At 64.9% G+C, this 12,092-nt stretch carries 17 protein-coding genes; 6 read left to right on the forward strand and 11 right to left on the reverse strand.

What is annotated here, in order from left to right:
* From flgK to flgB, 10 genes are read right to left on the reverse strand one after another with little or no spacing between them, the layout of a single operon-like run.
* Positions 1–1,341 (reverse strand): flagellar hook-associated protein FlgK, encoded by a 1,341-nt coding sequence (gene flgK, locus ABIE62_RS09140; protein WP_354325393.1) that lies wholly within the window; start codon positions 1,339–1,341, stop codon positions 1–3.
* Positions 1,338–1,658 (reverse strand): rod-binding protein, encoded by a 321-nt coding sequence (locus ABIE62_RS09145; protein ID WP_354325394.1) that lies wholly within the window; start codon positions 1,656–1,658, stop codon positions 1,338–1,340. The genes flgK and ABIE62_RS09145 overlap by 4 nt, the downstream gene beginning before the upstream one ends.
* Complete coding sequence (locus tag ABIE62_RS09150) at positions 1,655–2,761, reverse strand: flagellar basal body P-ring protein FlgI (RefSeq protein ID WP_354325396.1); 1,107 nt, start codon at positions 2,759–2,761, stop codon at positions 1,655–1,657. Before ABIE62_RS09150 ends, ABIE62_RS09145 begins: the two co-directional genes overlap by 4 nt.
* Positions 2,762–2,775: 14 nt before the next feature.
* Positions 2,776–3,489, reverse strand: coding sequence for a flagellar basal body L-ring protein FlgH (locus ABIE62_RS09155; RefSeq protein WP_354325397.1), 714 nt, complete (start codon positions 3,487–3,489; stop codon positions 2,776–2,778).
* A 5-nt stretch (positions 3,490–3,494) separates the two neighbouring features.
* Complete coding sequence (gene flgG / locus ABIE62_RS09160) at positions 3,495–4,286, reverse strand: flagellar basal-body rod protein FlgG (RefSeq protein WP_354325399.1); 792 nt, start codon at positions 4,284–4,286, stop codon at positions 3,495–3,497.
* Positions 4,287–4,310: 24 nt separating this feature from the next.
* Positions 4,311–5,069: a flagellar basal body rod protein FlgF gene (locus tag ABIE62_RS09165; protein ID WP_354325400.1), complete on the reverse strand. Its 759-nt coding sequence runs from the start codon at positions 5,067–5,069 to the stop codon at positions 4,311–4,313.
* A gap of 3 nt (positions 5,070–5,072) precedes the next feature.
* Positions 5,073–5,885 (reverse strand): flagellar hook-basal body protein, encoded by an 813-nt coding sequence (locus ABIE62_RS09170; protein WP_354325402.1) that lies wholly within the window; start codon positions 5,883–5,885, stop codon positions 5,073–5,075.
* A gap of 30 nt (positions 5,886–5,915) precedes the next feature.
* A complete protein-coding gene (locus ABIE62_RS09175) occupies positions 5,916–6,230 on the reverse strand; it encodes a flagellar hook assembly protein FlgD (protein WP_354325404.1) in 315 nt (104 codons plus the stop codon).
* Positions 6,230–6,646 carry a flagellar basal body rod protein FlgC gene (gene flgC / locus ABIE62_RS09180; protein ID WP_354325406.1) on the reverse strand — a complete coding sequence of 139 codons (417 nt, stop codon included), beginning with the start codon at positions 6,644–6,646 and terminating at the stop codon, positions 6,230–6,232. Before flgC ends, ABIE62_RS09175 begins: the two co-directional genes overlap by 1 nt.
* On the reverse strand, positions 6,643–6,993 hold the full coding sequence (gene flgB, locus ABIE62_RS09185) for a flagellar basal body rod protein FlgB (protein ID WP_354325407.1): 351 nt from the start codon (positions 6,991–6,993) through the stop codon (positions 6,643–6,645). The genes flgC and flgB overlap by 4 nt, the downstream gene beginning before the upstream one ends.
* A 213-nt stretch (positions 6,994–7,206) precedes the next feature.
* Here flgB and ABIE62_RS09190 point away from each other — a divergent pair, with 213 nt between their 5' ends.
* Together ABIE62_RS09190 and ABIE62_RS09195 are read left to right on the forward strand one after the other, a co-directional pair.
* A complete protein-coding gene (locus ABIE62_RS09190) occupies positions 7,207–7,881 on the forward strand; it encodes a MotA/TolQ/ExbB proton channel family protein (RefSeq protein ID WP_354325409.1) in 675 nt (224 codons plus the stop codon).
* Positions 7,878–8,354: a hypothetical protein gene (locus ABIE62_RS09195; RefSeq protein WP_354325411.1), complete on the forward strand. Its 477-nt coding sequence runs from the start codon at positions 7,878–7,880 to the stop codon at positions 8,352–8,354. The genes ABIE62_RS09190 and ABIE62_RS09195 overlap by 4 nt, the downstream gene beginning before the upstream one ends.
* A 35-nt stretch (positions 8,355–8,389) precedes the next feature.
* On the opposite strand, the gene ABIE62_RS09200 is transcribed toward ABIE62_RS09195, so the two are convergent.
* Entirely contained in the window at positions 8,390–9,496 is a 1,107-nt protein-coding gene (locus ABIE62_RS09200; protein WP_354325412.1) for a GGDEF domain-containing protein, read from the reverse strand.
* Between the two features lie 190 nt (positions 9,497–9,686).
* On the opposite strand from ABIE62_RS09200, the gene ABIE62_RS09205 reads away from it, so the two are divergent.
* The 4 genes from ABIE62_RS09205 to ABIE62_RS09220 all read left to right on the forward strand — a co-directional run bounded on the left by ABIE62_RS09205 (position 9,687) and on the right by ABIE62_RS09220 (position 12,078).
* On the forward strand, positions 9,687–10,235 hold the full coding sequence (locus ABIE62_RS09205) for a flagella basal body P-ring formation protein FlgA (RefSeq protein ID WP_354325414.1): 549 nt from the start codon (positions 9,687–9,689) through the stop codon (positions 10,233–10,235).
* A 77-nt stretch (positions 10,236–10,312) separates the two neighbouring features.
* A complete protein-coding gene (flgM, locus tag ABIE62_RS09210; RefSeq protein ID WP_354325416.1) occupies positions 10,313–10,612 on the forward strand; it encodes a flagellar biosynthesis anti-sigma factor FlgM in 300 nt (99 codons plus the stop codon).
* A gap of 4 nt (positions 10,613–10,616) precedes the next feature.
* A complete protein-coding gene (locus ABIE62_RS09215) occupies positions 10,617–10,967 on the forward strand; it encodes a flagellar protein FlgN (RefSeq protein WP_354325418.1) in 351 nt (116 codons plus the stop codon).
* A gap of 103 nt (positions 10,968–11,070) precedes the next feature.
* Positions 11,071–12,078 carry a transglycosylase SLT domain-containing protein gene (locus ABIE62_RS09220; protein ID WP_354325419.1) on the forward strand — a complete coding sequence of 336 codons (1,008 nt, stop codon included), beginning with the start codon at positions 11,071–11,073 and terminating at the stop codon, positions 12,076–12,078.
* Positions 12,079–12,092: the final 14 nt, after the last annotated feature.

Below are 12,092 nucleotides of genomic sequence, written 5' to 3' on the forward strand. Positions count from 1 at the left end.
TTACCGCAACGCCAAAATCGTATCGAACAGGTCGGCGGCGACCTGGATCACCCGGCTGTTGGCTTCGAATGCCTGTTGCAGGCGGACGAGATTGGCGGCCTCGTCATCCAGATCGACCCCAGTTTCCCGCAGCAGTTCCGCTTCGGCGCTGGCGGCGACCACGCCCAACCCATCGCGCCAGGTTTCCAACGCGGCGACCCGGCTCGACAGGTTCAGCAGCAGGGCATCGGCCCCGGCAGACGGGCCAGTTGCCGCCCCAAGCGCACCAATCAGCGCGGCAAGATTGCCAGTATCACGGCTGCCCGCAGGCGATCCGGCAGGCGCGGTGGCAAGCCCGTCTGCCGAACCAAGCACCATGACAAGATCAGCCGCGCCGGTTCCGGCAAATAGTGGCTGGCCCTGCGTTCCATCGGTGCCGACGCCGTTGGCCTGCGCGCTATTGGCAATGGTGATGAGCGAAACGGCAAGCGTATCGAGCCCGTTTTGCAGATCCGCCATCTGGCTGAGCGCCGCAGCGCGGCCCGCCATCGCCCCGCCGCCGGGGACAAAGCTGACCCCGCCAACCGCAAACGCCAGCGTGCCATCAGCAGCAACGCTGATGCCGACGCTATCCGCCACCCCGCCAGTAACCAGCGCAACCGGCGGCGTGCCGTTCAACGTGACATCAACGGTGCCATTGGCGTTGATTGTGGGGGTGATCGCAAATTGTTCGGCAAGGCCGCGCAGCGCCTTGTCGCGCGCATCGAGCAGCGCCGCACGCCCTGCGGTGCCTTCGCGCGTGCCCACCAGATCGCGGTTGATCTCGGCCAATTCGGCCGCAAGTTCGTTGACGGTGAGCACTTCGGCACTCGCCTCGCCCTGCACCAGACTGCGGGTGTTGGCGAGCGTGGCACTGGCAATCGCGAAATTGCCTGCCAGCTGCCGTGCGCTTTCCAGCACAGGCACCCGCAAGGCTGTTTCAAGCGGGTTGGCTTCCAACCGGGTCAACGCGGCCTCGAAATCGACCAGGCCGGTGAACACCCCCGAATTTTCAATCGCACTTTCGGCATCACGCATCGCGGAAAACTCCGCCTCGGCAGCGGCCAGCGCGGACGATGCATCGCGCGCCTGACGCTGCACCAGCGCACTTTCAGCGCGTTCGATCACGCCGGGGCGCACCCCGCCGAGCGAATCCGCGGCATTGATCCCGATCGACCCGGTCATCACCAGCTCGCCCTGAGACAGGGTGCGGCGCGAATAATCGGCATTGGCGGCATTGGCGATGTTCTGCGCGGTCAGCTCGATGCTGGCGCGGGCCACGGAAAGGCCGCTGCGTCCGATGGTGAAGATTGCGCTCGTCATCGGCTACCCCCTTGCCCTGAAAGGTGTTGCGTAAGCTGCGCCTCGATACTGCGTGCAAACCCGAAGGCACCGGTTTTGGCGGCGATGTCGGCGAAGTGTTCGTCGCGCATTGTCTGGAACTGCTGCATCCCGCCGCCGGTCAGCGGGGTATCCTCGGCAAAGCTTGATGCGCGCGCGGTGGCAAGCATCCGGCGCAGCATGATCGCCTCGAACCCCTCCGCCGCCTTGCGCAGCTCGGCGTGCTCCGGCGATAGGGCCGGAGCAGCCGCCGGGGTGCGGGGGGCAACTGGCCCTTGGGGGGCAATCGGGCCAGTCACAACACGATCATTTCAGCTTGCAGGGCGCCTGCCTGCTTGAGGCTTTCGAGGATCACGGCCAGATCGGACGCTCCCACCCCCAGCAGGTTCAGCGCATCGACAATTTCGGACAAGGACGCCGCGCCGGGCATATAGGCGACCCGGTCCGATCGTTCCTCAACCGTAATATCGGTCGCTTCCTCCACCGCGGTTTCGCCGCGTGAAAATGGGGCGGGCTGGATCACGGCGGGGTTTTCCTCGATCCGGATCACCAGCTTGCCGTGACTGACGGCGGCTGGCGACAGGCGCACCGCGTCGTTGATCACGACCGTGCCAGTGCGGCTGTTGATGATCACTTTGGCTGCGACCGGGGCCGGGGTCACGCCCAGCATCTCGATCTCGGCCATGACGGCAGATCGCAGGTCATTGCCATCGGGCAAGGCGAGTTCGATGCTCACCCCGTCAGCGATGGTGGCAATGCCGGGATAGCGGCTGTTGATCGCATCGCGCACGCGCGCGGCGGTGAGGAAATCGGATTTGTGGAGGTTGAAGCGCAACGGGCCAGCACGGTCGAACCCGGTGGCGACCGCGCGTTCAACGCTGGCCCCATCGGCAATCCGGCCCACGGTAGCGACATTGACGGTCACCTGCGAACCATCGCGCCCGGTCACGCCCAGCCCGCCCACCGCGACATTGCCCTGCGCCATGGCGTAAATCTGCCCGTCCGCGCCGTATAGCGGGGTGAGGATCAGCGCCCCGCCACGCAGCGAAGACGACTGGCCAAGGGTCGAAACGGTAATATCGATGCGCTGCCCTGGCTTGGCAAAGGCAGGCAGTTCAGCCGTCACGATCACAGCAGCCGCATTGCGCAGCGTCGGGCTGACGCCGGGAGGCAACGGCAGGCCGAGGCGTCCGGAAACGCCGCGCATCGCTTCGGTGACATAGGCAAGGTTGTTGTCGCCGGTGCCTTGCAGGCCGACAACCACGCCATAGCCCGTCAACTGGTTAGCGCGCAGGCCTTCGAACTGGCCGAGATCGCGGATGCGTTCGGCCAGTGCCGGGGTGGGAGCGAACGCCGCCAGCAGTGCCAGTAGCAGCGGCAGTAACCGGGTGAGATTGGACATGGTCAGGTTCCCCATCAGAACGGCGAAATCATGCCGAAAAACCGGCTGAGCCAGCCCGGACGGCTGGCCTGTTGCACTGCGCCCTTGCCCGAATAGATCATCCGCGCATTGGCGACCTGCGACGATGCGAGGCGGTTATCGCCGTCGATATCGACCAGCCGGATGCGGCCAGCAAACTGCACCCATTCATCGCCCTGGCTGAACATCATCTGCTTTTCTCCGACCACTTCGGCGGTGCCGTTGGGGTAGACTGCGGCAATGGTTACCGCGACCGCACCGTTCAGGCGGCTTTGCTGCGCAGCATTGCCCGCTCCTGTGAACGACCCTTCGCCCGCAGCTTTAAGGGCATTGGGGTTGAGAAAATCGAGCGGGCCCGAGGTGGGTGGGGTGATTCCGAAGCTGCCTTCGCGGTTGGTGCGTCCGGTTGTGCTCTTGTTGGTGGTGGTCGCTTCGACCAGAATGATCGTCACCATATCGCCCAGCGCGCGGGCGCGGGTGCCGGTAACCAGACCCGCATAACCCTGCCCAGTCTGAAAGATTGCGCCCGCGCTTACCCGTTGGGGCTGCGACGGAGCAATGGCGAAGGGATCGCCTGTGGTAGCAGCCGTGATTGCAACGCCCGGTGGGGGCGGCGCGGCAAAGCCCGGCTGCGGGCCACTGCTACCTGCACCCATGCAGGCAGACAGCACCAGCGGCGCGGCGAGGAACAGGGTTCGACCCTTCATCATCTGTCTCACAATGTCTGGTTGGCGTTGCGCAGCATCTCGTCGACTGCGCTGACCATCTTGGAATTGATTTCGTAAGCGCGCTGGGCCTCGATCATTTCGACCAGTTCTTCGACCACGTTGACGTTGGAGGCTTCGAGCATTCCCTGACGCAGTTGCCCGCGCCCGTTCTCTCCCGCAGCGCCGATTTCGGCCGGGCCGCTGGCTGCGGTTTCCAACAGGAAGTTGTCGCCAATCGCGCGCAGACCCGCCGGGTTGACGAAGCTGGCGATGCTGAGCTGACCCAGCAGTGTCGGTTCGGAATTGCCGGGGGTGATCGCGCTGACCGTGCCGTCGGGGGAAATGGCGATTGACTGCGCGCCTGCTGGCACCTGCAATGCAGGCTGCACGGCATAGCCTTGCGAAGTGATCAACGTGCCATCGGCCGAAAGCGTGAAATTGCCCGCGCGGGTAAAGCCGACCTGGCCGCCCGGCGGCAGCTCCACCTGGAAATAGCCCGGCCCGTCGAGCGCCACGTCAAACGCATTGCCGGTGGTATTGAGCGTGCCTTGCGCCTCGATCCGGCTGGTGCCCTGCACCTGCACCCCGGTGCCAAGGTTCAGGCCGACCGCATAGGCCGTCTGCCCGGTCGATTGCTGCCCGGCGACGCGCTGTTCCTGATAGGCCAGCGTCGCAAAATCGGCGCGGTCGCGTTTGAACGCCGTGGTGCCGATATTGGCAAGGTTGTTGGCGATAACGCGCATCCGCGCATCCTGCGCTTCAAGCCCGGTGCGGGCGACGTGAAGGGCTGAAGTGGGCATTGGTCAGGTCTCCTGTAAAACGGATCAGCGCAGCGACATCAGGCCGCTGGAGGCTTCATCAAGCTCGCCTGCGGTGCGGATGATCCGGGCGCGCTGTTCAAAGGCACGCTGGGCTTCGATCATCTGCACCAGCGTATCGGCGGTTTCGACGTTGGATTGTTCCAGCGCGCCGGCGGTCAACCGCGCAGTCAGATCGGGCGGCAAGACGCCGTTTGCGCCATTGACGCCCGGCACTTTGAGAAAGCTGTCGATACCCTTGGCGAGCGGGCTGCCTTCCGGGTTGACCAGCCGCAACCGGTCGATCGGTTCGGGCTGGGCATTGGGGTCGCCCGGATCGCTGGCGAGGATCACTCCATCGGCGGCAATCGCGATGCTGAATCCCGGCGGCACCGTGATCGGCGTTCCGCCTTCACCCAACACCGCAAGGCCTTCGCCGTTTTCAATCACGCCCGATGCAGCAACCCTGAGATCGCCGCGGCGCGAATAAACCTCGCCCTGCCGATCGGGTGCCTGATAGGCGAGCAACGCCTTGCCTTCGAGCGCGACGTCCATTGGATTGCCGGTTGGCACCACCCGCGCCGCGGTCATATCCGCGCCGCGCACATTGCCGCGCGCCATGGCGCGGGCCTCCAACGACCCGTCCTTGAGCGTCGCCGGTGTGACCGCGAAGACTTCCTGACGAAAGCCCGGCGTTGAAGCGTTGGCGAGGTTGTTCGCCACCGTCCGTTGCCGGTCCATCGCCGCGTTCATCGCGGTCAGCGCGGTGTAGATCATCCGGTCCATGGATTATTGCCGCAGGTTCAGAACGGTCTGGGAAATCTGCGTGGCGGTATCGATCGCGCGGGCGTTGGCCTGGAAATTGCGCTGTGCAGACAGCAGCGCCACCATTTCCTCGGCCAGATCGACATTCGATCGTTCGAGCGCGCCGCTGATCATTTCGCCATTATTGCCGATGCCGGGATTACCGAATGTAGGCGGGCCGGAATCGCCCGATGCCTGCCACTTGGTCTGACCGATGGCGCGCAGTCCGCTGGGCGCGGGGAAGGTGGCCAGCGCGATCTGTCCAACAGGCGTGGTGGTGCCATCGGCATAGGCGGCGTTGACGATCCCGCGATTGTCGATGGTGACATTGGCCAGCGCAGAACCCAAGCCGTTGGTGAGCGGGACGATCACATTGCCTGGCACCGTCGAAGTCGGCACGCCTGCCGCATCGACCGGGAAGGCCTGCACGCCATTGCCATTGGCATCCTGCAACGCACCGGTCGCCTTGAGCTGGAAATTGCCATTGCGGCTGAAGGATAAATCGCCCGAAATCGGATTGGCGAGCGCAAAAAACCCATCGCCATCAATCGCCAGATCAAGGCTGCGGCCGGTCTGTTCAAGCGGGCCGAGCGCGAAATCCTGCGTGATCGCGGACACCGTTGCGCCGATCCCGGCGGTGCGGCGCGGGTCGGTGGCCGAACCGCTGGCGACCAGATCGGCAAACTGGGCCGAGCTTTTCTTGAAGCCCGCCGTTTCGGCATTGGCGATGTTGTGCGAGATCACCCGCAGGTCCATTTCGGCGTTCTTGAGGCCGCTGAGGGAAGTAAAGAATGACATGGGCTTATATTCCTCTGCTTGGGGAAGGGGTCAGGGTTGCGGGGTGGCGGGTTGCAGCGCAGCTTCCTGCGCGGCGATCAGCCGGTCGAGCTTGGCCGAAATCGCTTCGAGCGTGGCCGAACTTTCGGTGGTCGCTGCGAGCGAGGAGAACTGCGCCATCTGCGCCAGCATTGCTTCGTTGTTGGCCGGGGCAAGCGGATCCTGAAAGGTCAGCTGCGTGGTCAGCAGCCGCAGGAAATCGCCCTGATCAAGCGTTTCCAACCCGTTCCCGCTGAGCCGCGATGACGTGTTGAGCCGGTCAAGCGTCGGTTGCGCGGCTGGGTTTATGGTATTGGTGGTGGTCATCACTGGCTCCTCAGGGTTTCGAGCATCAATTGCTTGGCGGTCTGCAGCGCCTGCACCAGATTTTGATACTGGCGCGCGCTTTCCATGATCTCGACCATTTCGGCGGTTTCATCGACCGGGGCTTCGAACACGTTGCCATCGGCATCGGCGAGCGGGTGGCCCGGATCATAGCGTTTGGTGGCGGCGGTTTCTGAGCGAACCAGCCCGGTCGTCGTGACCCCGGCGAGCCCAGATGCGCGATCAAGCTCGACCGCGAAAACCGCACGGATCGGGCGATAGGCACCGGCTTCGGTGGAGGAAACCGATCCTGCATTGGCAAGGTTCGATGTCGCCGCGTTCATCCGCACCATCTGCGCCTGCATCGCGCGGGTGGTCATCGAAAACAGCGTCATGGGGGGTTGTGCAGACATGGTCATTCACCCTTCAACGCGCGGGTGATGCTGTTGACCCTGCCCTGCACAAAGCTGAGCGTGGCGCTGTAGGCCATGGCGTTTTCGGCAAAGGCAACCTGTTCCCGGTTCAATTCAACCGTGTTGCCGTCCAATGATGGCATGGTCGGCGTGCGCCACACCATTCCGGCGCGCGGATCGCCGGGTTCACCGCGCAAGGCTGCCATCCGGGCATCAAGCGCGGCGTTGAAATCAATGTCGCGCGCCTTGTAACCGGGGGTGGCGGCATTGGCGATGTTGGATGCAATCACGCCCATGCGCTCTGACCGCAAGGTCAGCGCCGCGCCATGAATGCCGAAAAATCCTTCGTTCACTTGGCCTTCCTCCTGTCGCGCAGTGGTGTTGCACCGGACTGGAGCAGGAAGCGTGCCAAATGCCTTTGTGGGCGTGCGAGCGGCGGCAGGACGGGGCCAGCGGCAAGCCTTTGCCGCCCCTGCCGGTGCGCGGTGGGCAAGCCGCTGCCGCTGCGGGCTTAATCCGCGCTGCTGCGCACCGTTCTGTGAATGACCGCGAGCAAAGGGGCCCTCATGCCGAACACAATCATGTCTCTGTTCGACCCAGGGGCGCTGGGCGTTGTTGTCACGGGCACCGCGCTCGCTTGCGCTGCACGCTGCGGATGGCGCGACTTTGGCGCGGCGCTGCGGCAGGCGGGCGGGTTGGTGCGGCGCGGGTTCAATCCCGAAACCAACCGCAAGGCGCTTGCGCTCGCGCTCACTGAAATCCAGCGCGATGGTTCGCACCGCGCCAATCCGGCGCTTCCGCCTGATCGCAGCCTTGGGCTGATGCTTGACGCCTATCTGCGCCACGGCACGCTTGAATCGCTGCACACCGCGCGGCGGACGCAGCGCGCAATCGACGCGACGCAGCAAACCAACGCGGCGCAGGTGTTCGCCTGGGCCGGCGAACTGGCGCCGGTGTTCGGGTTGATCGGGACGCTTTATGCCTTCACCCAGCTGGCTCCGATAGTCGGGGGCGATACCGTCCGGCTGACGATGCAGGCGATTTCCACTGCCGTGCTTTCGACGCTGTATGGCGCGCTGCTGGCGCATTTGCTGTGCTTTCCGCTGGCAACCGCGATCACCCGGCGCGCCGCGCGCAACGAAAGCGCGCGTGAGGCGCTGGCTGAATGGTTCATCGATCAGATCGCGAAAGCCGCCACCCTGGCGCAAGTCCGGCGCGCGCAGCTGCGAGGTGTGGCATGATCCGCGCAGCAGAATTTAACCGCGCTGGCCCGGGCTGGCAGCTGATCCTGGCTGATCTGGCGCTGATCCTGTTTCTGCTGACGCTGTCGGCCCTGCCTGCCGCCGAAGCCGAGGCCGAACGCAGGCTTGCCGATCGTGATGCGCGTGAGAAGGATCTGCGCCACACATACTCGCCCGAAATCGCCAATGCACAGGCACTGTTCCGTCCGGTTGCGGGCGGGCCGAGCCTGACCGAATGGCTCGCCGCCCAGCCGCGCGATCCGCGGGCGACGCTGACAGTGTTTGCCCGCTACCTTCCCGGCGACGAAGCGGCGGCGTGGGATGCAGCTTCCGCTCTGGCCGAAGACGCGCAGGCGAGCGGCGTGGCGGTGCGCACCATCATTACAGCGGGCACGCGCGGGGAACTTTACGCCAGTCTCGCCTATGATGAAATCGTTGCCCAGGCACCGGATGCGGGGAAATTGTTATCCTGACCGGTCGCGGGACGGGGCAAGTGCAGGCCCTGACCCTAGCCTACCACCACCCGATTGCGCCCTTCCTGCTTGGCGCGATATAATGCGGCGTCAGCGCGGGCGAGCGCGCTGCGATTGTCGGCATCCTCGGTCACTTCGGCGACTCCGGCGGAAAAAGTGATCCGCCCGAACGGTTTGCCCGTTTCGCGGTTGAGCAGTTGACGCGCAGCCTGCGCAGCGCGCAGCGCATCAAGCCGCTGCCGCGCTGCTTCTTTATCCAGGCCATAGAACAGCAACACGAACTCCTCGCCGCCGTGGCGCGCAACGAAAAAGCTGTCGCCCGCATATTCGATCAGGCCCGATGCCATTGTGCACAGCACCCGATCACCAGCCTCATGCCCATGGCGATCATTGATCGCCTTGAAATGATCGAGATCGCAAAACGCAAGGCTCAGCGGTTCACCCTTGGCCCGCGCTTCGGTTGCGGCCGAGACCAAGCGCCGTTCAAACGCCCGGCGATTGGGCAAATGGGTCAAGTGATCGACATCCGCCTCCATCCGCGCCTTGGCGAGATTTTCGCGCAATTGTTCGGTTTCTACTTGGCTGCGCGCCATCGCGGCCTCAACCTGTTCAATCCGGGCCAACATCGCGCGTGACAGATCAAGCACCTGCGCAATGTCGCTGGGTGAGGCCATCGCTTCGATCTGTTCACCCAATGCATCGCGATGGTCGCTGGTTTCGGTCTGCGCCGAACGCGCAGCCTGCGCGAACCGCATCAACCCATATTCAAGCTTGTCCATCAGCGTTTCAAGCTCGGCAATGCGGGTGCCGCCATCGGGATTCAGCCGCGCCAGCGTATCCAGCCAGCGCTGGTCAATTGGCTCGCCCGCGATTTCGCGCGCAGCAAAGGCCTGTGCAAGTTCGGGGTGCGATCCGGACAATCCGCCGCATATGGTCGCGAGGTTGGGCGCGGTCACTGTCAAATCATGCCGGGTGATGAAATCGGCAATCCGTTCCAGCAGCGCGCGGCGCGCTTCGTCGGCGCGCGTGCCCGGCGCAGAAACCGCCTGCGCGGCGGCCTGCGCGGTGAAAGCGCGGGCAGGTCGGGATCGGAATCGAGCGGGAAAAGGCATATTATCGGTCGCAATCACAGCAGTTTGCATTGCCGCTCAGCCTATCGCGTCAGGCTTAATTTGGGCCGCCTGATTACTGCGGATGAATGCGTAAGCCTGACCTTGCCCACGGACTTGAACGGCTCAGTGCGGGCTTGGCATGGCCTTTGCATTCGACGTGGCTCTGCAACCGACCGGGTATCAACCGGTATTATTCGTGCATATGACAAGGAGAACCCGCGTGGACACGACCTTTCCCCGGCCTGAATTTTCGTGGCTTGGCAGCTGGCGGTTCAGCCCGCTTGTCCTGCCGATCCTGCTGCCGCTGTGCGATCCGCCAGCGCAGGCCAGCGGCCTTACTGATCCGGCGGCGATTGATCGCGCGGTGATCGCCTTTACCGGGTCAGAAATTGGCCAGCCCGGCGGGCCGCGCATGGCCGCCGACCGGCGCTTGCAGCTTGCGGCGTGTGCCGCACCGCTCACGGTTGACTGGCACAGCCCGGCCCGCAGCGCGGTGCGGGTGGAATGCATCGGGCCGAACAGCTGGCGGATCTTCGTCGCTGTCAACGCCGCGCCCGGCGCGGCGGCCAAGCCTGCCCTGCCGGCCATCAAGCGCGGCGATGCGCTGACCATCATGGTGCGCGGGCGCGGGTTTTCCGTGCAGCAATCGGGCGAGGCGATCGAAGGCGGCGCGGTGGGCGATTGGATCTTCGTGCGCACCGCGCGCAAGGCGGAACCCCTGCGCGCGCGGATCGAACGCCCCGGCCTTGCCGTCATCCCGGCCAACTGAGGCACGCTTTAACGCCCCCTTAAACTCATTCCCGTCGCGCCGTTCTGGCTAACAGGAACCCAAGAAGGACATCTGTCATGCCCTCTGTCGAACTGAGCAAATTGCCCGGCATCAATCCAGTCCGCGCCTTGGCGACGGGCGATCACGCGCAGATCGAAGCGCGCCCGCCAGCCGCCACCCCGGGCAAGGCCCCGGCTGCCGGGATCAGCGTTGAAGTCAGCGCTGCAGCTGATGCGGCCACCCCGCCGGTCGATGCCGAGCGGGTGCAGGAAATCCGCAATGCGCTGCGCGATGGATCATATCCGCTGGTGCCAGCCAAGATCGCCGACGCGATGATCGCCGCGCAGGTCAGCCTGTCGCTGCCGGATCGGAACTGATCCGATGGCTGAAACCATGACCCGCGCGGCCCCGGCCGATAACGGCGCGCTCGCCGCCAGCCTGCGGCAGATGATTGCCGTGCTCGAACGCGAACGGCAAGCGCTTGCCGCGCTCGATGCCGATGACCTGATCTGTGCAGCGCGTGACAAGGAAGGTTTGTGCGATGTGATCGCCGCAATCGGCGCGCAGGCGCTTGACAGCGAGACCCGCAGCCTGGCTGAAACCGCGCACCAGTTGAACGACGTCAACCGCCGGGTGCGCAACCTGCTGGCCGCCAACGTTGCGGCGCGGATTGAAGCATTGGGGGGCCAGCGCGGGATGAACCGCGTAACCTATACGCACGCCCGCGCCTGAGGATTCTTACCTAAGGCGTGCCGCCGCATTCTGGCACGGCCTTTGCAAATGCTCTGCCTGAAAGCGTCGCCCCCTGCGGCGCTACCGATCGGGCAGAGGGTGCGTGAGCCAGACGTCTTCATCCATTAGCCTTCCGGCAGGATCAATCCGCGTCGGGTTCGAAACCGCCGCGCGCGCCCATCAGGCCGCTCGCGATGGCCGCGTGGCCCCCGCTGCGCGCCCGATTGCAAGCGCCCAGCCCAATACTCCGGTCGAAGCCGCGATTGCCAATGCAGCGCGCGCGACCAGCGTCGATTTCAACTACCTGCTCGCGCAGGCGGAAGTTGAATCCTCGCTTGATCCCGCCGCCCGCGCCGCCACGTCGAGCGCGACCGGGCTATACCAGTTCATCGACAGCACATGGCTGGGCACGGTCAAGAAACACGGTGAGCGGTTTGGCCTGGGCGCATTGGCGAACGAGATTACGCAGACGCCTTCGGACGGTGCCAAAGTTGCCGATCCGGCGCGGCGGTCAGCGATCCTGGCATTGCGCAATGATCCGCAGATTGCATCGCTGATGGCGGCGGGCCTGGCAGAGGATAACCGCGCGCATCTGATGCCGATTCTCGGCCGCCAACCCAGCCACGGTGAGCTCTATCTTGCCCATTTCCTCGGTGCAGACGGGGCCGGACGGTTCCTTTCGGAAATGCAGGCTGATCCCGGCCAGAGCGCGCCCGCGCTGTTCGCGCGGCCCGCCGCAGCCAACCGCGCGATATTTTACAACAACGATGGCGCGCCGCGCAGTCTGACACAGGTGATGGACGTGATCGAAGGCAAATTGAACCGCGCACTCAGCCGCGCCAGCGATGGGAAGGCGGCGCACTTTGCCCGCGCCGATCATCTACCCGCCGCCCGCGGCATCACCCACGCGCCCACGATCATCGCTGATGATGGTGCGCGCGGCCTCGGCCTGCCATCGCCCCTCGCACAGGCATCGCTGCCCCCGCTGCCGCGCGCATCGCGGCGCGCTGCCATGTCGCAGGTGCTGGGCACGGCCTTTGGCGGTGATCTGGCCGCCGCGCCCGCGCAGGTGCGCCGCGCCTATGGCACATTGAAGGCGTTCGGCCTGTGAGCGTGGTCGCCATA

The organism is Porphyrobacter sp. MBR-155 (assembly GCF_040547625.1).
GTDB lineage: Bacteria > Pseudomonadota > Alphaproteobacteria > Sphingomonadales > Sphingomonadaceae > Erythrobacter.